Source organism: Acinetobacter sp. ANC_7503, from assembly GCF_056780035.1.
On sequence record NZ_JBWYJA010000006.1, the window covers coordinates 38,146 to 61,710 of the forward strand.

Consider the following 23,565-nt stretch of genomic DNA (forward strand, 5'->3'; position numbering starts at 1 on the left):
GCCCCAAATTCAACTTCAAGGTTATGAATGTCTGAGTTCTCGCAACAACAGATCGATCAAGATCAAATGTGGATGCGTCGTGCAATAGCATTGGCGAAGCAAGGTCAATATTCGACAAAACCAAATCCTAATGTGGGTTGTGTCATTGTCAAAGACGGACAGATCATTGGTGAAGGTTTTCACCCCCAAGCTGGGCAACCACATGCCGAAGTGTTTGCACTTCGTCAAGCAGGGGAGCAAGCACAGGGTGCAACCGCGTATGTCACATTAGAACCTTGTGCGCATTATGGTCGTACTCCTCCTTGTGCTAAAGGTTTGGTCGAAGCGGGCATTGCAAAAGTGATAGTGGCTTGTTCAGACCCTAATCCATTGGTTGCTGGTAAAGGTGTGGCTATCCTACAACAAGCAGGTATAGACGTTGAAGTCGGGATCTGTGAGTTGGAAGCGCGTCCTTTGAACTTAGGCTTCTTTAAAGCTATGTCTAAGGGATTACCTTATGTACGTTTAAAGGTCGCGTCGAGTCTCGATGGTCGTACAGCAATGGCTTCAAGGGAGTCGAAGTGGATTACAGGTGAATTGGCACGTCAGGATGTTCAACATTGGCGTGCAATTTCTGGTGCAGTGATCACGGGTATTGAAACAGTGTTGGCTGATGATTGTCAGTTGAATGTTAGAGTTCTACCGAATATTCAATTAGAACGAGTTGTGCAGCCTAAACGTGTGATTTTAGATCGTCAAGGTCGCTTACCTTTAGATGCTAAAGTGTTAGAGAATCCTGATACTGTCATGGTCATGGGGCCATTTCGAGCAGAGCTTGCACAACTTGGCGTGATTCAATTCGAAGTTCAGCCCTTAGTTGAGTTGCTAAAAGTCTTAAAAGATTTTCAAATCTATGATGTGATGGTGGAAGCTGGTGCAACCCTATCTACTGCATTTTTGCAGGAAAATTTGGTAGACGAATTGATTAGTTATATTGCGCCTACACTATTAGGTCAATCAGCTCGTCCAATGTTTAATGCTGAATTTAAACAAATGACAGAACAACTCCGTTTTAAACTTCAAGATGTAACTCAGTTAGGTGATGACATCCGTTTAAAATTAATCCCTGATCAAGAGTCGCTATGAGTACAGAGTCAACGGTTTATCATAAACGTCGCCATGCAGCACGTACGACAGATGAGTATTTGTTTAATCAACTTGTGCCTTATTTAGGCAACAAGCGTCGTTTATTACATTTGATTCTTGAGGCATTAGAAAGCACTGGAACTTTGAATACGAGTTCAGGTCGAGCGCCTATCTTTGCGGACTTTTTTGCTGGGAGTGGTGTGGTTTCTCGTTTGGCTCGTCAAAATGGCTACCGAGTAATAGCTAATGATTGGGAGCCTTACAGCCACGCACTCAATCATGCCATATTATCATGTACTGAAGCTCCTGCTTTTAAAGAATTAGGCGGATATCAGAAAGCAATTGATTATCTTAATCGCTTGCCTGAGGTCAAAGGATGGGTAACACACAATCTTTGTCCTCGTAATGATGAGATCTATGATCCTTCACGAGACCGTTTATTCTTCAAACGTCGAAATGGCATGCGCATTGATGCAATTCGTCAACAAATTGCAACCTGGCAAGCTCAAGGTGCAATTGATGATGTGGAAATGAGCGCTTTACTTGCACCTTTATTGTATTCAGCAAGTTTTGTGAGTAATACGTCAGGCGTATTTAAGAGTTTCCATCACGGCTGGGGCGGTAAAACTCAGACGGCTTTAGAGCGAATTGAATCATTACTATGGCTGACCCCAAGTCGTTTTTGTGAAAATTCAAATCTGACAGGCCCAGCAGCTGAAATGTGGTGTGTGGATGCTCAACACTTAGCAAACCAAATGAGTGGTTTCGAAGTCGATGTGGCATATTTGGATCCACCCTATAATCAGCATGCGTATAGTAGCAACTATCATGTATTGAATGCTTTGACTTTATGGGATCAGGTAGATTTACCAAGTCCAGATACTAAGGGTTTCAAGAGTGGAATCGACCGTGCTTGGCGTAAAGAACGACCAAGCCCATACAATTCTTCTAAACATGCCAAAGAAGCGTATGAAAAGCTTTTGCAAACCATTAATGCACGCTATATTTTGACCAGCTATTCAACGGATGGAAATATTGAGGCTGGCGATTTACTTAAAGCGAATTTAGAGCGTGGACGAGTCACAATTTTGACTCAAGATGTTCCAAGATATCGTGTGAGTAAGCAGCGTCAGTCTGAGCGTGCGCGCGTTCTTGAGTTTATCGTCATTACCGACACGCACGCAAAATCAGGACCGCCAATTCGACAGTTACTTGGTCAGTTACACCACTATGCTGAATTGGGTGGAGTTGATACTACAGGCGTCGCTGAACAATTGGATTTATGGTAAAAATAGAACAAATTTAAGAGTACCCATTATGTTTACAGGCATTGTAGAAAGTTTAGGAAAAGTCGAAAGTTTACAAAATGTAGGTGGTGATATCCGCTTGCGTATACAGACTGATCTTGATATGTCTGATGTTCACTTGGGTGATTCTATTGCGACTAATGGCATCTGCTTAACTGTTATTGCATGGGGCAATCAATGGTACGAAGCAGATGTGTCACTTGAAAGTATTCATCGTACAACTTTATCGAGTTGGAAGGTTGGGCAAACCGTCAATGTAGAAAAAGCGATGTTACCAACAACTCGCTTTGGTGGTCATATTGTTAGTGGACATGTAGATGTAGTTGGTGAAATTACGGTGCAACGTCAAGATGCACGTTCACTCTATTTTGAGGTAACGGCCCCGCCTGAAATTGCAAAATATTTAGCGGAGAAAGGTTCCATCACAGTTGATGGAATTAGTCTTACAATCAATCATCTACGTGGCAATGTGTTGAGTTTAAATCTTATTCCTCATACTGCAGAGCGGACCAATATTAGTACGTGGAAAGTCGGGACTAAAGTAAACTTAGAAGTCGATGTACTTGCACGATATATTGAACGTTTATTGCTTGGGGATAAGGCTGCTGAACATAAACCTGAGTCTAAATTAAGCATGGAATTTTTAGCACAGAATGGCTTTTTACGTTAAAAAATGATTAAAATAGAAAACAGCCTAAATTTTTAGGCTGTTTTTTTGTTTAAATAAATTAGGTATACAATCTATCTAAAGGAGAAAGCAACATGCTCAGAGAACTTCAGAATGATTGATTTTTTACTGCATTTAGAGCAGCTTTTACCTAGTTTATTAGAGCAATATGGCGTATGGATTTACGCAATTTTATTTTTAGTGATATTTGCGGAAAATGGTTCCGTTTTCATGTTTTTTTTACCTGGGGACAGTTTGCTCATCGCCATCGGTGCTTTATGTTCGACCACTGAGTTGATTCATTTGCACTATATGGGATTGTTATTATTTATCGCCTCAGTCCTTGGTTATATTCTCAATTTCTATACAGGGCGATGGCTTGGTATTAAATATTTTAGCGACCACTCACGTTGGTTAAAACCTGAGTATATTGCCAAAACGAATGCTTATTTCGAAAAACATGGTGGTAAGACCATTTTAATTGCGCGCTTTATCCCTTTTGTACGTTCTTTTGCTCCATTCGCTGCTGGCTCTGGATATATGAGCTATAGCAGTTTCATGTTTTACAATATTATTGGTGCTTGGATTTGGATCGCACTTTTACTAGGTATGGGGTATGGCATGGGAAATATATTCTCAGCCGTTTTAGATTTTTTTGCTTAAATTGATACTTCAAACCTGATAAAAAAAGCCCTCAGTGGGCTCTTTTAAATTTTATTAATGGTGAGTGATGTGCGATCAAACCAATTCTCTACCAAATCTTCATCTTGAATTAAAAAGTCGCCTCTTTTCGACTCATGTTTTAAATACACTAAAACCGATTGAAAATCTGCTCGACTAATCAATAGTTCTTGAGCACTGATCGTGACATGTTCGCCAGATTTCAAATGAGTGATTCGTTCAGAGATGTTGTTTAAAAGATCCATGGTGATACTTTCCTCATGTCCGTCAAATCGCAGAGAGCATTTAAATTACATTCATGGTGTGACAAATATGTTTCATTTTGATGACACTAAGCATCCACCGTTCGAGCCTCTAAGAAGGTAGAGATGTATTTTTTAAAATAAGTTCTATCTCTTCTTTTGCTGCTGCTTGAAGTTTTGATTTAAAGATTTGTACGGCATCTTCAATCATGGTTTCAGCTTCAAGCTCGAGACGTAAACGAATCGTATCTAAATCTTGATGAATTGATAAATGCGCAGGAGAGTTTCCTGAAAAGTCCCGATGGGGTGTAGTCACTTTTTGGTATTTTTCAGTATATTCATCGATTTCTGCATCAATCACTTTTCGTAACTGTACGAGCGAATCGGTTTGTTGTTGAAATTTAAGATATTCATCTTGTAGAAGCTTTTGATTATAAGCCTCTTGCAGTGCACGTTTTTCTGCTAATGATTTTTCTAAAGCCAATTGCTTACGAATACGAGCTTCTTCAATTAATCGTGCTTTTTCATCCGCATAAGCCTGTTCAACCTTTAATTGAGCCACTTGCTGGGCACGATTATCATGGTCTAGCCATTGCTCTGGTTGAGTTTGAGGTTCGAGTAAATCACTGATGCGATTAAGGTCGTCGATAAAAGCTTGGCGAACCGCTTCTGGCGCTTTCAACCAACGTTTTTTAAAATCTTGACCGACATTAATGGCCACCGTGATTCTCCTTTTTCCAATGACAACGCGCTAAAGTTTATGTGTTTGAGGTGAGATACCTAATTTTCGATAGGTTTTATATTTCTCTCGTCCAATTTCTTTGGCAGCTTCGTTGTTTTCAATAATTTCGATAATGTGACTGAAACGTGAAGGATCTTCAAGTGCATGAATGTGAAAATTAAACACGATCCATTCCTGAGTTTCAGGGAGCTTAGACGAAATACAAATAGCTGCTGATTGATCATCAATGCCATGTGTCAAAAAACTCTGCGGATCGAAACTCCAAAGTAAATCATCGAGTTCGTTTTGAATGCTCAATTCTGGACAATGAATCCATATTTTTGCAGGGTGACGCAGAATTTTTCGACATAAACGACAGGCACTTTGGACCTGTCGTTCTGGACTCTTTTCAAATAAGTAGAAGCTGATTCTAGACATTAATTTACGCGATTTGCGAGAAATTGAACCAATAATGGAACTGGGCGACCAGTTGCACCTTTTGCTGCGCCAGATGTCCAAGCTGTACCAGCAACATCTAAATGTGCCCAACGATATTCACGTGTGAAGCGTTGCAAGAAACAAGCAGCTGTAACAGCACCAGCTTTTGGACCACCAATATTGGCAATATCAGCAAATGGAGAGTCAAGCTGTTCTTGGTAGTCATCATAGACAGGCATACGCCATACACGGTCAAAGGATTGTTCACCAGCTTGAGAAAGTTCATGTGCCAGTTCATCATCTGGTGTGAACATACCTGTTAAAACAGAGCCTAAAGCAACAACACAAGCGCCTGTTAATGTTGCGATATCAATCACAAGTTCTGGGTTAAAGCGTTTGACATAGGTCAGCGTGTCACAGAGGACTAAGCGACCTTCGGCATCTGTATTTAGAATTTCAACAGTTTGACCACTCATCGTGGTGACGATATCACCTGGTCGAGTTGCATGACCTGATGGCATGTTCTCAGCCGCCGCAATTGCACCTACAACATGAATCGGAAGGCGAGCTTCACAGAGTGAGCGCATGGTTCCTAAAACTGAAGCTGCACCACCCATATCGTATTTCATTTCATCCATGCCTAAACCTGGTTTTAATGAAATACCACCCGTATCGAAAGTGATTCCTTTACCCACGAGGACGATAGGAGCTTGTTCAAGTTGACCTTGATATTCAAGAGTAATGATACGTCCAGGGCGATCTGAGCCTTTGCTGACTGCAAGAAATGCATTCATGCCAAGATCAGCAATTTGCTGTTCATCTAGCACGGTTACTTTCAATAAATCTGGGAATTCTGCTGCTAATGCAATTGCATGATCCGCTAAATATTCAGGAAAACAAATATTTCCTGGACGATTTGCTAAATCACGTGCAACGTTTTGACCGCTTTCAATTGCTTGAATTAAGTTGAGTTGATTTGACGTTAGCGTAGAGTTTGATGCAATTAGATGAACTTGTTCGAGTATAAAGTCATTTTTTTTCGACTTAAACTCGTCAAAAGCATAAGCAGATTGAGTGAGTTTAAGTGCAAATAAGTAGTGTAATTCATTCGGCAAAGCTGAAATATCAACACTGATTTGTTTGAATTTTTTTTGTGAAGCTTTGATAATAGTTTGTGCAATTTTTGCTAATTTTGCAGCTTTAACTTCTTGTGCATTACCTAAGCCAAGTAGAATGCTATTCGGTTGATTATCAATTTGACCCAATAACGATAAAGACTCATTGAAACCTGCTTTGAATTGAGCTGCTTCAGTTAGGCTGTCTAAATTGTTGATTTGATAGTTGCTTTTAACTGCATGGGTGTTTTCAGAGTCGACTAAAATAACCAAATGTTGGCTTTCTGAAATTTGTGCCAATGATGTATTAATTGAAAGTTTCATATGCTTGTTGTGTGCCTATTGAGACCGTTTAAATCATTAAACCATTGAAACACTACCAATGATAGAATTTCAATGAGGTTTTATATTTTTAACATTCGGGTAAACTAGCGCTAGCCGATTTAACCTAATTTTGGAAGATTACTTTGATTATAAGACGTTACCTCGTCAAACAAGTGGTATCTACCTCTGTGGTTGTGATTTCATTGCTTACACTCATCATGTTGGGTGGGCGTTTGATCAAGTATTTTGGCGTGGCAGCTCAGGGTCGAATGGATGCGAGTATTTTATTTAGCATCATTGGCTACCGTCTTCCAGAATTTTTGACATTGATCTTACCTTTAGGTTTTTTCATTGGTCTCATGTTGGTGTTTGGCCGACTGTATGTAGATCATGAAATGGCGGTTCTCAATGGCAGTGGTGTTAGTCGTAATCAATTGGCTCGTTTATTGTTACCTCTCACAGCCATTTATTTGGCCATTCAAACAGTATTAATGGTATGGATGTCTCCATGGGGTATACGTGAATTTGAAAAGCTTACGACGACCCAAGCGGTTCGATCAGGCTTTGATTTGGTACGTCCAAAAGAGTTTATTTCCTCAGGTCCTTATACCATTTATGCTGGTGCACTTTCAGAAGATCGTAAAAACTTAAAAGAAATTTTCTTCTATCAGCGAGCAGATAAGCCTGAAAAACCTGACATCATGATTTTAGCGAAAGAAGCGACACGTGTTGAAATGGTCGGTGAAACAGCGAGTGTTGTTGATTTAACCCAAGGTCGCCGTTACGAAATTTATCAAGATAGTCCGAAATATAGTCATACTGAATTTGCTTCATATCGTTTGCGTCTTGAAAGTGATAAAGAGGCGAAATTTGAAAGTGGTGATGTAGAAGCGTTACCAATTTCGAAGTTAATTGAAACTCGTGAAGATCCTGTAGTAGCCAGTGAATTGGGCTGGAGAATATTTGTGCCATTTACATTGATTGTGGCATTGATGTTAGCAACGGCATTGTCTGAGGTTACTCCACGCCAAGGAAGATATTTAAAATTATTTCCTGCACTCTTAATTTTTGCCAGTTTGATTGTTGCATTAATGGCGATTAAAACCAGAATTAGTAAAGATGAGATTGGTATTTGGGCTTATCCCGCTATCTTGATTGTTTATGCAGTGGGTGCAGCGATTTTCTCGCGTAAACAAAAACTAGCACCTAAGTTAAAAAAACGAATTGAGCAGGTGAAATCATAATGTTGGCACGTCGAATTGTCGCAAAACATGTGACGAAAACCACAGCGCTGGCGATGTTGGGTGCTACAGCGATTTTATCAGCCCTTCAAATTCTTTTTACTTATATGGGTGAATTAGGCAGCCTGAAAGAAGGATATGGAGCTTGGCAAGCGCTTATTCATGTTCTATGGGCTTCACCGCAATATTTATATGAAATTTTACCTATTTCAGCATTGATTGGTGCAGTGCTCGGTTTGGGTTCAATGGCTTCAAATAGTGAGCTGATTGTCATGCGCGCTTCAGGGATTAGCCTGTGGCGTATTGTGAGTTGGGTCATGCGCTCAGCAATGCTCTTGGTATTGCTTTCATTTTTACTCAGTGAATATGTTATTCCTTACACCAATGAGCGGGCGGAAAGTATTAAAGACCGTCGTTCTGTTGCTGAGCTTGGCGAAGTCAAAGGGTATTGGACTAGAGAAGGTCAACGATTTATTTATATTGACTATGCAAATGCGCAAGGGCAGTTACGTCAAGTTGAGATGATGGACTTTGATCAAGATTATCGTCTGAAGTCAGTCTTGACTGCGAATCAAGGTCAATTTGTACAAAATGGACAATGGTCTTTAATTGAAGCCAGTCAGATGGATATTTTTCCTGAAGGCTATTCGAGACTGATTCAAACTCCTCAGCAGGATGTTGCTTTAGCGCTTCAACCTAAATATGTTCATATGGTGACGATTGATCCTGAAGATTTAGCTCCAAGTCAATTGATCAGTTTTATGCGCTATATGGATGAATATAGTCAAGTTCCTAAAACGTATTTACTTGCATTCTGGCAAAAAGTGGCTTCGCCATTTGCATTGTTGGCACTTGTACTGATTGCTTGCTCATTTATTTTTGGCCCTTTACGTCAACAATCCATGGGATTCCGTTTAGTAATTGCGTTATTTGTAGGGCTTGGTTTTTACTACCTGCAAGACTTCTTAGGGTACGCGAGTTTGGTGTATTCACCATCTCCCGCTTGGTTTGTTTTTCTGCCAATTGTGCTTATCTTTGCGGTAGGTAGCTATTTGCTATATCGAGCACGCTAGAGAATTTTTAAATTGAAAAATAGATGGTCTAGATCAATCAAAGCCATCGTGTTCAGATAGAGTCTTAATGAAAAATTCGTTAAGATACGTTGATTAATTTGTAAACAGAAAAGAGTGTATATCATGACGGATGCAACTGCTGGCAAAATCCCTCACGTTTTAGTCATTATGGATGGTGTGGGTCATCGTGAAGCGGTCGAAGATAATGCTTTTCTTGCAGCGAAAACACCTAATTTAACTGCAATGAAACAGAATCATCCACATGGTCTGATTTCAGGTTCAGGTGAAGATGTTGGTCTTCCAGATGGCCAAATGGGGAATTCAGAAGTTGGTCATATGAATCTTGGTGCTGGACGCGTGTTGTATCAAGATTTCACTCGTATTACCAAAGATATCCGTACTGGTGATTTCTATAAACATGAAGTATTGGTTGATGCTGTAGAAAAAGCAAAAGAAAATCAAAAAGCAGTACATATTTTTGGATTGTTGTCTGAAGGTGGTGTTCACTCTCATGAAGACCATATAGTTGCTATGGCAGAGTTGGCACTAAAAAGAGGTGCTCAAGTCTATTTACATGCTTTCTTAGATGGTCGTGATACTCCCCCAAAAAGTGCACAACCATCTTTAGAGAAATTAGATGCATTATTTGCCCAATATCCAGGTCAGGGTCGAATTGCAACGATGATCGGTCGTTATTTCGCAATGGATCGTGACAATCGTTGGGATCGTGTTGAACAAGCATATCGTTTATTAACAGAAGGTGAGGCTGTTCGCGTAGTTGAGTCTGCTGTGGAAGGTCTCGAACAAGCGTATGCTGCTGAAGAGTCAGATGAGTTTGTGAAAGCAACACGTATTGGGGATGTAGCCGCAGTACAAGATGGTGATGCTGTTGTTTTTATGAATTTCCGTGCAGATCGTGCTCGCGAATTGACAAAAGCATTTGTTGAACAAGGCTTCGATGGTTTCGAGCGTAAAGTTGTGCCTCAGCTTGCGAAATTTGTCATGTTAACGCGCTATCAAGCGACAATTAATGCGCCGGTGGCATATATGCCAGAACCGTTGGTCAATTCAATTGGTGAATACCTGTCTAATTTAGGTAAAACTCAATTACGTATCGCGGAAACTGAGAAATATGCCCATGTGACTTTCTTCTTCAGTGGTGGTCGTGAAGATGAGTATCCAGGTGAAAAACGTATTTTGATTCCATCACCAAATGTTGCAACCTATGATTTAAAACCAGAAATGAGTGCTTATGAAGTCACTGATGAGTTAGTGAATGCAATTAATTCAGGTGAATTTGACTTACTCGTTGTGAACTATGCAAATGGCGATATGGTTGGACATACTGGGGTATTCGATGCTGCCGTTAAAGCAGTAGAAGCAGTGGATGTCAGCTTAGGTCGTGTCTATGATGCAGTGATGGCGAAGAAAGGTCATATGTTGATCACTGCGGATCACGGTAATGTTGAACAAATGCAGGACTATGAAAGTGGTCAAGTCCATACTCAACATACAACTGAGCATGTGCCATTTATTTATGTAGGTCCAACTCAAGCAAAAATTGCAGAGGGTGGGGTGCTTGCAGACGTTGCACCGACATTATTGAATTTAATGCAGTTGCCTGTTCCTGCTGAAATGAAAGGTCGCAATTTAGTGACTTTAGTTTAAAAATAAGAAGGAATTCAGTATGAATCCATTGTTATTCAAACTCATGTTAGGTCTAGCTTTAAGTTTGAATGGGGTTCATGCTTTCGCTGCTGGATCTAAGGGTCCAGCAGTTGATCCTTTAGAAGAAGACTGGTCATCTAACAGTTCAGAAGTTCCGATTGAATCTATACAGCAGTTTGTTCAGATTTACGGTACAGTAAAAGAAAACTATGTCACTGAAGTCACTGACGATCAGTTATTTTTACAAGCGATCCAAGGTTTGGTGAGTGGGCTAGATCGTTACTCTCGCTATTTATCTCCAGAAGATTATCGCCAACTCCTCAAATATACCGAGGAGGATTTAGCGAGTATCGATTTTGATCTTAGCTTTGATACCTCACGAGGTTTATGGCAGATCGAAAATTTAGATCCCGATAGTGACTCGGCAAAATTAGGATTGGCCAACGGCGTTACACTTTACAAAATTGATGGACAAGAGCTTAGATTGTTAAACCAAGATCAAGTCAAAGACTTGCTCAGCGGCTCGATTGGATCAACCATCAGTTTACAAAGATCACCGAACTCATCTCCAATTATTTTAGTGAGAAATCAAAAACTAGATGTTGCCGATATACAAGCACATATGCTGAGTAATCAAGTTTTACTATTAAAGGTGAAAGTTTTTCAGCAAGATACTGCGAATGAAATAAAACGTTATATCGATGAGCATCATAGCCAACAACTCAAAGCTGTTTTAATAGATCTAAGAAATAATCCGGGTGGATTATTATCTTCTGCTGTGGAAACGGCAGATTTATTTTTAAATCAGGGTTTGATTGTATCTACACGTAGCCGTTCAGAAGGTGATCAACAATTCCAAGCTTTACCTGGACATGAATTTACAGGGCTTAAAGTCGGAGTATTGATTAATCAACGTTCGGCTTCTGCAGCAGAAGTATTTACGGCAGCAATGAAAGATCATCAACGCGCCGTAATCATTGGTGAAAAGAGTTATGGTAAAGGTGTTGTGCAAAAACTCTTTCCACTTGAAAATGGTGCGGCACTACAAATGACAGTATCTCATTACTTAACACCGAATGGTGTCGAGATTGATGGGCAAGGCATAGCCCCTAATATCGAATATCCTTGGCCGCAGGATATGAAGGAGGAGGTTTACCTCCAACACGCAGCCGATTTGTTGTTAAGAAGCCGTTAAATATCATCAATATCGGGGTGATGCTAAGTTATTCATCTTCAGTATCTAAACCAAATTTTTTTAAACGATATCGTAATGAGCGGAATGTCATTCCTAATTTTTTGGCGGCTAGGGTTCTGTTCCAATGCGTTGAGTTTAACGCATTAATTAAAACTTCTTTTTCTACTTTCTCAAGGTATTGTTCTAATCCCTCTTCGGGCAAACCTTTGGGTATTTGAGACGTTAAATCAGTAGTTGCTTCAATTTGACTATTTGGTTGTTGTGCTAAAGGTTGGGATGTTAAGCCTAATGAAGGGCTTTTAACATGCTCGACGGCTATGAGCTTATCATCGCAAAGTGTAAGTGCACGCTCGATGATATTTTTAAGTTCGCGTACATTCCCCGTAAATGGTTGTTGTTTAAGGAATTGTATCGCGTCTTGAGATAGTTGAGGGGCTTCAATACGCCATTCACTACTGATTTTATCAATAAAATGTTGAGCTAGAACGGGAATATCTTTGGGTCTATCGCGGAGTGGGGTAAGACGTAAATCCATCACATGAATTCTAAAAAATAGATCTTGTCTAAATTTGCCTTGCTGAACCAATTGCTCAAGATTTTGATGGCTTGCACTGACAATTCTAAAATCAACATCAAGCTCTTTATCACTGCCAATCGGACGTATTTTCTTTTCTTGAACTGCTCGTAGCAATTTAGCTTGCATGGCGAGTGAAAGCTCTGCAATTTCATCTAAAAATAATGTTCCACCATCAGCAGTTTGAATTAACCCTTGTTTGTCTTGGTCAGCACCCACAAAACTGCCTTTGATATGACCAAATAATTCACTTTCCATCAGGTCTTCATTCATCGCACCACAATTGATCGCGACAAAGGCATGATCATGACGATTACTGAGTTGATGAATAAGATTTGCAACGATTTCTTTACCAGTCCCTGATTCACCTGTAATAAAGACAGGTGCTTGTGATCGAGCTATTTTTTTGATTGCTGTACGAAGCTGTTGAGTTTGTTCTGAGACACCAATCAGCAGTTGTTCCTCAAGTGGAAGCTGATTGAGATCATCATCCACTGCAGGGGTATGTAATGCTTTCTTAAGCAATTGATGCAAATGTTGTTGATTAATGGGCTTACTGACGAAATCGAAAGCGCCTGCTTTTAAAGCGGAGATTGCCAACTCCATATTGGCATAGGCGGTCAGTACCGCGATGGGCGTCTTCGGATAGTGCTGGGTGACGTATTTAACTAAATCGATGCCATTGCCATCTGGTAAATTGAAATCGGTGATACACGCATCGTATTTATATTCGCTTAGAAAATGTAGCGCTTGTTTCAAATGATGTGCCATATGCGTTTTAATGCCCATCCGAGAAAGGGTCATTTGCATCAACATACATAAATCAGGTTCATCATCGACTAAAAGTACTAAAGGTTGTTGCTTTACCATAACCTGATCTTATCCATCTAAACGTCTGTCTTATGGCATGTAATACGAAAACATGCACCTTGCTGTTCTTGTTCGATATAACTCAATTTTGCTTGGTTAGCTTCACAAATACTTTGTGATAAATATAATCCTAAACCAGTTCCATTGGTTTCAGTACTAAAAAATGGTTGAAATAATTGAGATAAATCATGTTGTTGGATGCCTTTGCCAAAATCGATAACATCAATAAAAATTTGATTTTCTGAACAACTGCTTCTGACAAAAATGTACTCTGCGGTCGGATCATTATGACGAATAGCATTGCGAATTAAATTAATCAGAACTTGTCGCAGTTGGATTTCATCAAAATAAACTTCAATATTGGCTTCAAGCTGTAATTGGATATGAGAACTGATATCTGCTAAATCTTGTTGAATAAGATCATGCATAAACTGCTCAAAATGAATCAGTACACCGGCAGTTTTTTTATTCTTTGCCATATCCAATGTGTCTTTGATGATTTTATCAATACGTTTTGCTTGCTTAGCAATCATTTGATTGAGCATACGTTTTTGTTCTTCATCCGAATCATCATTAAGTTCATTGGCTTGTACGATTGCTGCTAAAGGATTACGTATTTCATGTGCAATACTGGCTGATAATTGACCAAGAGAAGCTAATTTCATTTGTTGAACTTTCTGATTAAGTTTTTGCGCATCTTCCAAAATTAATAGCGTGAGCGCTTGTTGAGGCGTAACCAGTTTTTGAACACGAATATCAACTGTATAGGATGATTGATGAGATTCAAACTGAAAGCGCTCTCCATGAGCAACCAATGTGTTTTTTAGAATTTCATAGAGATCTGGTTGGAAGTTGGCAAGATTATATTGTTCATGAGCGTACAGGGGCGAAATACCAAGTAAGGAATATGCAGCAGGATTGCAGACGATAATTTTACAGTGATCATCTAAGACCAGATAACCGACTTCGATTTGCTCAAGAATATAGCGATTAATATTTTGTAGTTTAAAGAGTTCATTGGCTTGATGTGTATTGACGGATTCGAGTACTTGAAACCGTTGTATTGATACTTGACCAATGCCATGAACCACAAAAAATAAAAAAGCAAGAAAGGCACTGTCACCAATATTATTTAGACTTTCAATGGAGAATAAACTGCCAAAAAACTGTTGATATACGACCCCAATCACCGCGACTAATGTGATGAATAAGGCTTGGTTTTTACTGAGTAAAAAGTTTGCTGCAAAGACGGAAATGACAAACAATAACCCAATTGCGATATTGGGACCACCGAGTGCAAAAGTAAGGGTATTTAGAAAGAGCAGGTCAACTGCAAATAAGGTGATAATTTGTTTAGAAATAGCTTGTGGTAAGTATTTTAAAACGATCGTTTGTACGATGCTACTTGCAACATAAAGGAGTAAAGCGTAAAAATAGATTGATTCATATTGATAAAAATAACGTTCAGAATCAATCGTCAGTAGGAATATGAGTGTTAAGCTTAAGGCGATAATGACACGATAACTTGAATATAGTGTTCCAAGACGGTAGATCGTTTGATAAATAGAAATTGAAGCAGCAGACGTCATTGGAATACTCAGATCAAATTAAGGCTTAATCAAACCATAACGAATTGCCAAATGAGTCAGTTTGACATCACTATCGATTCCTAATTTTTCAAATATACGATAGCGATAAGTATTCACTGTTTTTACGCTAACAAAAAGTTTGTCTGAAATTTCTTGGGCACTAATACAATTCACAACCATCATCGCGACTTGCATTTCACGTTCAGAAAGTGCATCAAAAGGAGAGGTTTGTGTATCAGATAAATAAGAACTCGCAAGCTGTTCAGCAATATCTGCACTGAAGTATTTACCACCTTGCATGACTTTATTAATTGCACGCACCATTTCTGTGATCGGAGCTCCCTTCGTGATATAACCACGAGCCCCGGCTTTTAACAGTAGTGATGGATAGGGTTCTTCCGCTAGACCACTGACGGCGAGAACTTTGGTGTCAGGCGCTGTTTGTAATAAACGGCGAGTGGTTTCTACGCCACCGATACCAGGCATGTTCACATCGAGCAAGACGACATTAGGGTGGTGTTGACGAACAAGACTAATGGCTTCTTCACCGGACTCTGCTTGACCAATGACTTGAATATCTGCTTGATCTTCAAGCATACGACAAATACCTGTACGAACTAACTCATGGTCATCTACCACTAATACCGTGATCACAAACACCTCCTCTGAAATCTATTCTTACTTTTTTGTTACATGATGCAAAAATTGCTTGCATTGGACTAACAAAAATAGCAATGCTATTCCTAATCTTTACTAAAATACTGTGCATAATCACGTGGTTTAATATTAATCACGTTTGTACCTAAATGTAAGTCATATTTGAGGTGATTAGCAATGATGCAAAATGCCTCCGTAAGATGAGTAAGTTATCGTGAAAAAACAGAAATTAACGCTAATGCATGTGCTGACTACATCAGTACTACTCTCTATGAGCTCATTGAGCTTTGCAGAATTAATTAATCATGCTAATTCTGCACCGGGGCAGGCGAGCATCAGTTGGTCATCTGAAGATGCAAGCCAATTCTTAAATAATGATAGTCTCAAAGCTTCTACTTCCTCTTCAGAAGAGTATACACCTCAAGCAACAACCACGATTACAACAACAATTCGTAAATCTACAGGCCCTGCGACCTCAACATCACCAACCTCTCAGATTCTTGATAACAGTCGCTATAGTAATCAACCTTCTGTGAACGCGCGTGCAGCATTGGTCATGGATGCAAATACGGGTGAGGTCTTATTTAGTAAGAACACGAATACTGCTCTACCGATTGCGTCTGTTACAAAATTAATGACAGCTGTTGTGATCGCAGATGCACAATTAAATATGTCTGAAAATATTACGCTGCAAAGCATTGATTTTGCAGGTGCGGGTGGTAAAAACTCAAGCTCGACATTGCGTGTAGGTGACACAATGAATCGTGCTGAAGCCTTATTATTCGCTTTAATGAAATCTGAAAACCCTGCAGCTGCGGCTTTGGCTCGTACGTATCCAGGAGGTCGTGCGGCTTTCGTCTCTGCTATGAATAATAAAGCACGTGCCTTAGGGATGCATTCATCTAAATTTACTGAGTCTACAGGTCTAGATCCTCGTAATGTTGCTTCTGCGCGGGACTTGGGCATCTTGGTGAGTACCGCATCACAGTACGGTCTTATTCGTCAATTTTCTACGACGCCAACTTATGATTTTAACCTCGGTTATCGTGTGTTGAAATCGAACAATACGAACTCTCTCGTTCGTAACGGTGGCTGGAATATTAACATTTCAAAGACGGGATTTATTAATGAGGCTGGGCGTTGTGTGGTGATGCATACGACTTTGAATAATCGTCCAGCTGTAGTTGTGCTTTTAGGAGCAAGCAATACTCAAGCTCGTAATGATGATGCTGTTCGCTTAATGCGTTGGACCAGTCAGTTACCACGTGCGATCTAGACCATAAATAAAAAACCCTGCAGATGCAGGGTTTTTTATGATGCAATCTTACATATTAGACAAAATTGAATCGCGTACTTGATCCATGGTTGCATCAATTGAAAGCATGACTGCATCAGAACACTGTTTGATTGCAGTATCAGGATCTTTAAGACCATTACCTGTTACAGTACAAACAATGACTGAACCTTCAGCAATTTTGCCCGCTTTAATATCGCGGATTGCACCACCAATCGAAGCTGCAGAAGCAGGCTCAACAAATACACCTTCATACATAGAAAGCAAACGTTGAGCTTCTAAGATTTCAGCATCTGTTAATTCATCAAACCAACCTTGAGAGTCACGTACTACCGCTTTCGCATGGTTCCAGCTTTGTGGGTTACCAATACGGATTGCTGTTGCAACAGTTTCAGGGTTTTGAACAGGTGCACCACGTAAGAATGGTGCTGCGCCAGAAGCTTGATAGCCAACCATCGTCGGTAAACCTTCAGGTTTAGGACCAGTGAATTGATCAGTTTCAACATCATAAATTACTTGCTCAAATTGATCCGCAGGTTGGTTTGCAACAGCTTCTGTATAACCCATCCAGTGTGCAGTGATGTTACCTGCGTTGCCTACTGGTAAGCAGTGATAGTCAGGTGCACGACCTAATTCATCAACGATTTCGTATGCAATCGTTTTTTGGCCTTGCAAACGGTAAGGGTTGATTGAGTTTACGATAGTTACAGGGGCTTGGTCAGCAACTTCTTTAACAAGGCGCATACCGTCATCGAAGTTACCACGAATTTGCATTGTGATCGCACCATACATCATTGCTTGAGCCATTTTACCCATTGCAATTTTGCCTTCTGGAATTAAAACGAATGCTTTAATACCAGCGCGAGCAGCATAAGCAGCAGCGGCAGCAGAGGTATTACCTGTAGATGCACAGATAATCGCTTTAGAGCCTTCTTCAACCGCTTTAGTGACTGCCATGGTCATACCACGGTCTTTAAATGAACCAGTCGGGTTTAAGCCTTCGTACTTCACATAAATTTCAACATTTTTGCCAATTAAACGTGGAATATTCGCAAGCTTAATCAGTGGTGTATTACCTTCGCCTAGGGAGATTGCACGAGTAGTTGCAGACACTGGTAAACGGTCGCGATAACGGTCAACTAAACCAGTGTAACGATTGGCATTAGACATGATGATGTTCCAATTGTGTGTAGAGCTGGAGAGGGCAGCAGTACCCTCTACCCGAGATGATTAATTATCAAGCGATTCTAAACGAATTCGTACAATTTCGCCATGGATGACGGGTAATGCTTGAATTTGTGAAAGCGCTTCATCCATTTTTGATTCAACAATAGGATCTGTCAGAATCACGATAGGAATAAGGTCTTTTAAGCGAGGTTGCTGCATAATGGCATCAATACTGATTCCTGCACGACTCAAGATCGTAGTAACTTCAGCAAGTACACCTGTTTGATCTTCAGCATTAATGCGGATGTAGTAACCCGTTGTCATTTCTTCACGACTTAGAATTGGTAAGTCTGTGAGTGCTTCAAATGCTAATTGTGGAATAGTTCCTGCACCGTCTTCAGTATAAGAAATGTCACGAACGATATCGACAACGTCAGCGACTACGGCAGAAGCAGTTGGACCAGCACCAGCACCAGCACCATAATATAGAGTTGGGCCGACTGCGTTCGCTTGTACGAGAACAGCATTTTTAACGCCGTTTACATTTGCGATCAACTGATCATCTGGAATGAGCGTTGGGTGAACACGTAGTTCAATGCCTTTTTCTGTACGACGTGCAATACCTAAATGCTTAATACGGAAGCCAAGATCTTCAGCATACTTCACATCTTGAGCAGTAACTTTACCAATTCCTTCAGTAAAAACTTTATCAAATTGAAGTGGAATACCAAATGCACAAGATGCAAGAATGGTTAACTTGTGAGCAGCATCAATCCCTTCTACATCAAAGGTTGGATCTGCTTCAGCATAGCCAAGTTCTTGCGCTTCTTTCAAAACGTCCGCAAAAGCACGTCCTTTTTCACGCATTTCACTTAGGATAAAGTTGCCTGTACCATTAATGATGCCTGCAAGCCAATCGATTTTATTGGCAGCTAAGCCTTCACGAATTACTTTGATAATTGGAATACCGCCGGCAACAGCTGCTTCATAGGCGATCTGCACAGCATTGTCTTCAGCAAGTTTAAATAATTCGTTACCATGTTCAGCTAAAAGCGCCTTATTGGCAGTGACAACTTGTTTGCCATGAACAATTGCTTCTTTGATGACTTCATAAGCAGGGTGAATACCACCCATGACTTCAACAACAACATCAACATCAGGTTGACGAACGATATCAAGAAGGTCGGCACTTTGTTTAACTGAGTCTGGAAGATTTAAATCTGGGCGAGGGCGACGAGTACCCACATAAGTAATTTGAATTTCACGACCGGTGCGACGTCTAATTTCAGCAGCGTTTTCTTGTAATAGTTTAAGGGCACCACCACCTACGGTTCCTAGACCGAGTATTGCCAGACGAACTGGTTTCACGTCACACTCCAAAAAATATGTAAAATTTTATTGAACCTAGATCATAGCTAAAAAAAGAGGCAGACTCTAGGGTCAATCGAGTTAAATATTGATGTATAAAAAGCAGTAATTTATCTCATAAATATTAGTTATTTAAGCTACGTAGTATTTCATCTACTGTCATGTATCCACCAAGATAAACACCTTCTGAACTGTAAATTGCAGGCGTTCCATTTACACCCATTTTTAAGCCCATTTGGTATTGATCTTTAACAGGATTTTCACAGTTGGCATTGTCCAATTGTTGACCTGCAATAGCTTGATCAAATGCGGTTCTACGATCTTTACTACACCAGACACTTTCCATTGCTGGGAAATATTGTTCTCCACGTGGCCACGCGATATAACGAACTTCAATTCCTTTAGAATTGATTTCATCCATATGTTCATGCAATTTATGGCAGTAAGGGCAGCTGATATCTGTAAAAACGTAAACGATATGTTTGGTTTTAGATTTAGCTGGATAAATAATGAGATCTTCAGCTTTTAACTGGCTTAGTAACCCTTTACTCAATGCCGACTGGAAGGATTGTCCAATATCTTCAACTTTTTTATTACCTAAACGTAGTAAATCACCTTGGAAAATATATTGACCATCTGCAGTAGTGTATACCGCAGTCATACCCTCTAAATTGACCCAGTAAAGATTTGGTACTTCGGTTGGTTTAATGTCTATAATTTTGGCATTGATATTTGCGGTTTTAAAATTTTTCTCTAACTTTTGAATCAAGCGTTGTTGCGCATTTCGCTCAGTTAAATTTGATGCTTGGCCGGTTGCTGGAGCAGTTGCCGTTAAAGTACCATCTGATTTTTGTGTGTCTTCAGACTTGGAGCATGCATACATAAAAAGCGTCGTTGCAAGGGTAGAAACGAATAAAATTTTCGAACGGGTAAATAACATAAACAACCCTTTTAAAGTTTTCAGCATTATTTTTACTGCGCTAAGCATAACAAAAAATATTCTCAAATCCTAAATTATAGCTCAGTGCTACAAAATTCAGATCGATGACTTAGCCACGGGGATGATGCTGAGCATGAAGTTGTTGCATGCGAATTTGTGCAACATGCGTATAAATTTGGGTTGTCGATAAATCACTATGCCCTAAGAGCATTTGTACCACTCGGAGATCTGCACCATGATTGAGCAGGTGAGTTGCAAAAGCATGTCTTAATGTATGGGGGGATAGCTCTGTAGCTATACCTGCTTGGAGGGCATAACGTTTGATGGCATACCAAAAGTTTTGACGGCTCATAATCCCGCCATGTTGGGTCAGGAATAAGTAATCTGTAGCACTTTTATGGAGTTGGGGGCGAGCTTCTGCTAAGTATTTTTCAATCCATTCCACAGCAATTTGCCCCAAAGGAACTAAACGCTCTTTATTTCCTTTGCCCAAAATTCGCAAAAAACCCTGATTGAGATTGATGTGATCTATTCTTAAATTAATCAGTTCGCTCACGCGTAAACCACAAGCATAAAGGACTTCAAACATCGTGCGATCACGCAAGCCTAACGCTGTGTTTGTATCTGGTGCTTGAATGAGTGATTCAACATCTTGCTCAGATAAATCTTTAGGTAACGCTCGTCCTAACTTGGGTGTTTTGTGCGCTGCTATAGGATTATCTGTTCTTAAATTTTGCTCTCTTAAAAATTTATAAAAAGACCGAAGTGCCGATAAAGTGCGAGCAATTGATCGAGGACTTTTCCCTTGTTTGGTGAGCTCAATCAGTACATCTGAAATATCATCATGTGACCATAAGGTCATGGGGCTGGTTAACAGAGTACTGCATTGGACTAAATCTGTGAGATAAGCATTTCGGGTGTGCGGACTAACAGACTGAGCGATTAAATAATCCCGAAATCCGTGTAAGAACGAAAGTTGTTCTGGAATTTGAATGGGGGTAGGAATTCGAGGTTTCTTATTAATCATATGGATATTCGATTGAGAAATTCGATTGATTTAATTGAGATTATCTAATGTAGTGTAATTTTCTATGCATGTCGATGTGTTATAAGAAGATGCGAATCATTCTTGATGAGAGTGCGGTAATAATTCTCATTTGTATGTATACTGTTCAAAATTTTTTAGGGTTAGGTACGGTGCGTTTATCTGATTTGAAAGTCAAACAATCTGCCATCATTACGCAAGTGCATCGCACTGTAGATGGTACTTCTACAGACATGGTGGCAAGTCGTTTAGAAACGCTAGGATTTGTTGCCGGAACTAAAGTACAAGTCATTACGAAAGGACTGTTTGGTGGCGAACCAATTCTCATTCAAGTGGGTTTTACTCGCTTTGCCTTAAGAAAAAATGAAGCAGAAAAAATTGAAATAGAAGGAGTGTCGGCATGAGCGATGCGTTGCGTGTTGCCCTTGTTGGTAATCCTAACTGTGGTAAAACTTCATTATTCAATCATTTGACTGGAACACGCCAAAAAGTAGGTAACTATGCAGGTGTAACCGTTGAGCGAAAAATTGGTCATTTCACGCTAAACTCAGGTAAAGTGGTTCGTGTTTTAGACTTGCCAGGAACGTATAGTTTAGACGCAACTAGTCCAGATGAAGAAATCACCCGTGATGTTGTTTATGGGAAAATTGCGGAAGAAGGTCGTCAAGATGCATTTTTATGCGTTGTAGATGCAACCAATCTTAAGTTGCACCTTGGTTTAGTTTTGGAGTTGATCCAATTGGGTCGTCCAATGCTACTCGTGCTTAACATGATGGATGAAGCTCGTCGTCGTGGAATGCAAATCAATACCCAGAAGCTTTCTGAGCGCTTAGGCATTCCAGTTGTAGAAACGGTTGCTGTACGTCGCTCAGGTATTGAAAACCTGATGAATGCGCTAGATCATGGCAAATATGCTGTTCCTCAAACTGAGCTGACAGGTTTGAAAGGATCTGATCACGACAAAGTTGAAGCGATTGTCAAAGATGCCGTTCAATTTGTTGAATTTGATGATAAACGTTCAGTTTTTCTCGATAAAATCTTTCTGCACCCTGTATTTGGTCTATTCAGTTTAGCGGTGATGATGTTCGTCATTTTCCAAGCAGTTTTTGCTTGGGCGGCACCCTTCATGGATGGTATTGAGACGTTCTTTGGCTGGTTGGGTGAAGTTGTTGGCGAGAATATTGCCCATCCATTACTCAATAGTTTAGTGGTTGATGGAATTATCGCGGGTGCTGGTGGTGTAGTTGTCTTTTTGCCTCAGATTCTCATCTTATTCTTCTTTATCTTGGTGCTTGAAGAATCAGGTTATTTACCCCGAGCGGCATTCTTACTTGATAAGTTGATGTATAAAGCAGGTCTTTCGGGACGTGCATTTATTCCATTACTGTCAAGTTTTGCCTGTGCAATTCCTGGAATCATGGCATCACGGACTATTAGTGATCCAAGAGACCGTTTGACCACGATCTTTGTTGCACCATTGATGACTTGTTCAGCTCGTTTACCCGTCTATGCGTTGTTGATTGCAGCTTTTGTTCCTTCTCAAATGGTTTGGGGACTATTTAACCTTCAAGGTTTAGTGCTGTTCGGTCTATATATGGCAGGGATTGTGAGTGCACTGATCGTATCGTTTGTGTTGAAGTTTTTCCAAAAAGATAAATCTCAACATATGCTATTGATGGAACTTCCAAGCTATCGTTTTCCAGATTTGAAAAATGTGTGGATTGGTTTGCTTGATCGAGCAAAAATCTTTTTAAAGCGAGTCGGTGGAATCATCTTTGCGCTTTCTATTTTATTATGGTTCTTGTGCACATTCCCACAACCACCTGAGGGTGCAACATTACCTGCGATTGATTATTCATTTGCGGGGATGTTAGGTCATTTGATGCAACCAATCTTTTCGCCATTAGGCTTTAATTGGCAGATTTGTATTGCCTTAATTCCAGCCATGGCTGCGCGTGAAGTTGTCGTTGCTGCTTTAGGCACGGTGTATGCTTTGTCTGCTGTTGATGAGGATGCGATGTCGGAAGGCTTGGCATCACTGATTAGTAGTGGTGGGGATTTGGGCTGGTCTTTAGCAACAGGATTATCACTTTTGGTCTGGTTCATTTATGCACCACATTGTTTGGCGACATTAGCGACAGTGAGACGCGAAACAGGTTCTTGGAAGACAGTTGGCTTTATGACCGTCTATTTATTTGGTTTAGCGTACTTTATGTCGTTCTTGACCTATCAAGTCGCGACCAGCGTGTTAGCTTAAATCTGAA

21 protein-coding genes and 2 pseudogenes are annotated in these 23,565 nt (G+C 40.1%); 11 read left to right on the forward strand and 12 right to left on the reverse strand.

What is annotated here, in order from left to right:
- Positions 1-27 precede the first annotated feature (27 nt).
- The 4 genes from ribD (at position 28) to AC1M9M_RS08210 (ending at position 3,762) form a co-directional block, all read left to right on the forward strand.
- Positions 28-1,125, forward strand: a complete 1,098-nt coding sequence (ribD, locus tag AC1M9M_RS08195; protein ID WP_481596096.1) for a bifunctional diaminohydroxyphosphoribosylaminopyrimidine deaminase/5-amino-6-(5-phosphoribosylamino)uracil reductase RibD — start codon at positions 28-30, stop codon at positions 1,123-1,125.
- Positions 1,122-2,414, forward strand: a complete 1,293-nt coding sequence (locus tag AC1M9M_RS08200) for a DNA adenine methylase (RefSeq protein ID WP_180028158.1) — start codon at positions 1,122-1,124, stop codon at positions 2,412-2,414. The genes ribD and AC1M9M_RS08200 overlap by 4 nt, the downstream gene beginning before the upstream one ends.
- A gap of 28 nt (positions 2,415-2,442) precedes the next feature.
- Positions 2,443-3,102, forward strand: a complete 660-nt coding sequence (locus AC1M9M_RS08205; RefSeq protein ID WP_092767353.1) for a riboflavin synthase — start codon at positions 2,443-2,445, stop codon at positions 3,100-3,102.
- A gap of 111 nt (positions 3,103-3,213) precedes the next feature.
- Positions 3,214-3,762 (forward strand): VTT domain-containing protein, encoded by a 549-nt coding sequence (locus AC1M9M_RS08210; RefSeq protein ID WP_180028159.1) that lies wholly within the window; start codon positions 3,214-3,216, stop codon positions 3,760-3,762.
- Between the two features lie 44 nt (positions 3,763-3,806).
- Here the strand turns inward: AC1M9M_RS08210 and AC1M9M_RS08215 are convergent, their stop codons facing one another.
- The 4 genes from AC1M9M_RS08215 to AC1M9M_RS08230 all read right to left on the reverse strand — a co-directional run bounded on the left by AC1M9M_RS08215 (position 3,807) and on the right by AC1M9M_RS08230 (position 6,620).
- Positions 3,807-4,025, reverse strand: a complete 219-nt coding sequence (locus AC1M9M_RS08215) for a hypothetical protein (RefSeq protein ID WP_481591496.1) — start codon at positions 4,023-4,025, stop codon at positions 3,807-3,809.
- Positions 4,026-4,134: 109 nt separating this feature from the next.
- Complete coding sequence (blhA, locus tag AC1M9M_RS08220; protein WP_481596097.1) at positions 4,135-4,743, reverse strand: cell division protein BlhA; 609 nt, start codon at positions 4,741-4,743, stop codon at positions 4,135-4,137.
- Between the two features lie 30 nt (positions 4,744-4,773).
- Positions 4,774-5,181 (reverse strand): DNA polymerase III subunit chi, encoded by a 408-nt coding sequence (locus AC1M9M_RS08225; protein WP_481586716.1) that lies wholly within the window; start codon positions 5,179-5,181, stop codon positions 4,774-4,776.
- Entirely contained in the window at positions 5,181-6,620 is a 1,440-nt protein-coding gene (locus AC1M9M_RS08230) for a leucyl aminopeptidase (protein ID WP_481591494.1), read from the reverse strand. Before AC1M9M_RS08230 ends, AC1M9M_RS08225 begins: the two co-directional genes overlap by 1 nt.
- A 143-nt stretch (positions 6,621-6,763) precedes the next feature.
- Between AC1M9M_RS08230 and lptF the strand changes: the two genes are divergently transcribed.
- The 4 genes from lptF to AC1M9M_RS08250 all read left to right on the forward strand — a co-directional run bounded on the left by lptF (position 6,764) and on the right by AC1M9M_RS08250 (position 11,797).
- Positions 6,764-7,864: an LPS export ABC transporter permease LptF gene (gene lptF, locus AC1M9M_RS08235; RefSeq protein WP_035263893.1), complete on the forward strand. Its 1,101-nt coding sequence runs from the start codon at positions 6,764-6,766 to the stop codon at positions 7,862-7,864.
- Positions 7,864-8,934: an LPS export ABC transporter permease LptG gene (gene lptG, locus AC1M9M_RS08240; protein ID WP_481596098.1), complete on the forward strand. Its 1,071-nt coding sequence runs from the start codon at positions 7,864-7,866 to the stop codon at positions 8,932-8,934. The genes lptF and lptG overlap by 1 nt, the downstream gene beginning before the upstream one ends.
- A gap of 123 nt (positions 8,935-9,057) precedes the next feature.
- The gene (gene gpmI / locus AC1M9M_RS08245) at positions 9,058-10,602 is read left to right on the forward strand and encodes a 2,3-bisphosphoglycerate-independent phosphoglycerate mutase (protein WP_035263895.1); all 1,545 of its coding nucleotides are present in this window, start codon (positions 9,058-9,060) and stop codon (positions 10,600-10,602) included.
- Between the two features lie 19 nt (positions 10,603-10,621).
- Positions 10,622-11,797, forward strand: a complete 1,176-nt coding sequence (locus AC1M9M_RS08250; RefSeq protein ID WP_228143113.1) for a S41 family peptidase — start codon at positions 10,622-10,624, stop codon at positions 11,795-11,797.
- Positions 11,798-11,825: 28 nt separating this feature from the next.
- Here AC1M9M_RS08250 and AC1M9M_RS08255 read toward each other — a convergent pair.
- From AC1M9M_RS08255 to gacA, 4 genes and pseudogenes are all read right to left on the reverse strand, one after another.
- Positions 11,826-12,005: pseudogene (locus tag AC1M9M_RS08255) on the reverse strand (helix-turn-helix domain-containing protein); the annotation flags it as partial.
- A 107-nt stretch (positions 12,006-12,112) separates the two neighbouring features.
- A pseudogene (locus AC1M9M_RS08260) lies at positions 12,113-13,241 on the reverse strand (sigma-54-dependent transcriptional regulator); the annotation flags it as partial.
- Between the two features lie 17 nt (positions 13,242-13,258).
- Positions 13,259-14,830, reverse strand: coding sequence for a sensor histidine kinase (locus tag AC1M9M_RS08265; protein WP_481589176.1), 1,572 nt, complete (start codon positions 14,828-14,830; stop codon positions 13,259-13,261).
- Positions 14,831-14,848: 18 nt separating this feature from the next.
- The gene (gene gacA / locus AC1M9M_RS08270; protein ID WP_092767334.1) at positions 14,849-15,484 is read right to left on the reverse strand and encodes a response regulator transcription factor GacA; all 636 of its coding nucleotides are present in this window, start codon (positions 15,482-15,484) and stop codon (positions 14,849-14,851) included.
- A 217-nt stretch (positions 15,485-15,701) separates the two neighbouring features.
- On the opposite strand from gacA, the gene AC1M9M_RS08275 reads away from it, so the two are divergent.
- Positions 15,702-16,763, forward strand: a complete 1,062-nt coding sequence (locus AC1M9M_RS08275; protein ID WP_143047408.1) for a serine hydrolase — start codon at positions 15,702-15,704, stop codon at positions 16,761-16,763.
- Positions 16,764-16,811: 48 nt separating this feature from the next.
- On the opposite strand, the gene thrC is transcribed toward AC1M9M_RS08275, so the two are convergent.
- From thrC to xerD, 4 genes are all read right to left on the reverse strand, one after another.
- Complete coding sequence (gene thrC, locus AC1M9M_RS08280) at positions 16,812-17,951, reverse strand: threonine synthase (protein WP_481596099.1); 1,140 nt, start codon at positions 17,949-17,951, stop codon at positions 16,812-16,814.
- Positions 17,952-18,011: 60 nt separating this feature from the next.
- Positions 18,012-19,316: a homoserine dehydrogenase gene (locus tag AC1M9M_RS08285; protein ID WP_481596100.1), complete on the reverse strand. Its 1,305-nt coding sequence runs from the start codon at positions 19,314-19,316 to the stop codon at positions 18,012-18,014.
- Between the two features lie 124 nt (positions 19,317-19,440).
- Positions 19,441-20,256, reverse strand: a complete 816-nt coding sequence (locus AC1M9M_RS08290) for a DsbC family protein (protein ID WP_481596101.1) — start codon at positions 20,254-20,256, stop codon at positions 19,441-19,443.
- A 109-nt stretch (positions 20,257-20,365) separates the two neighbouring features.
- Positions 20,366-21,283, reverse strand: a complete 918-nt coding sequence (xerD, locus tag AC1M9M_RS08295; RefSeq protein WP_481596102.1) for a site-specific tyrosine recombinase XerD — start codon at positions 21,281-21,283, stop codon at positions 20,366-20,368.
- A 170-nt stretch (positions 21,284-21,453) separates the two neighbouring features.
- On the opposite strand from xerD, the gene AC1M9M_RS08300 reads away from it, so the two are divergent.
- Together AC1M9M_RS08300 and feoB are read left to right on the forward strand one after the other, a co-directional pair.
- Positions 21,454-21,705 carry a FeoA family protein gene (locus AC1M9M_RS08300; protein ID WP_481591514.1) on the forward strand — a complete coding sequence of 84 codons (252 nt, stop codon included), beginning with the start codon at positions 21,454-21,456 and terminating at the stop codon, positions 21,703-21,705.
- On the forward strand, positions 21,702-23,558 hold the full coding sequence (gene feoB, locus AC1M9M_RS08305) for a ferrous iron transport protein B (RefSeq protein ID WP_481596103.1): 1,857 nt from the start codon (positions 21,702-21,704) through the stop codon (positions 23,556-23,558). The genes AC1M9M_RS08300 and feoB overlap by 4 nt, the downstream gene beginning before the upstream one ends.
- Positions 23,559-23,565: the final 7 nt, after the last annotated feature.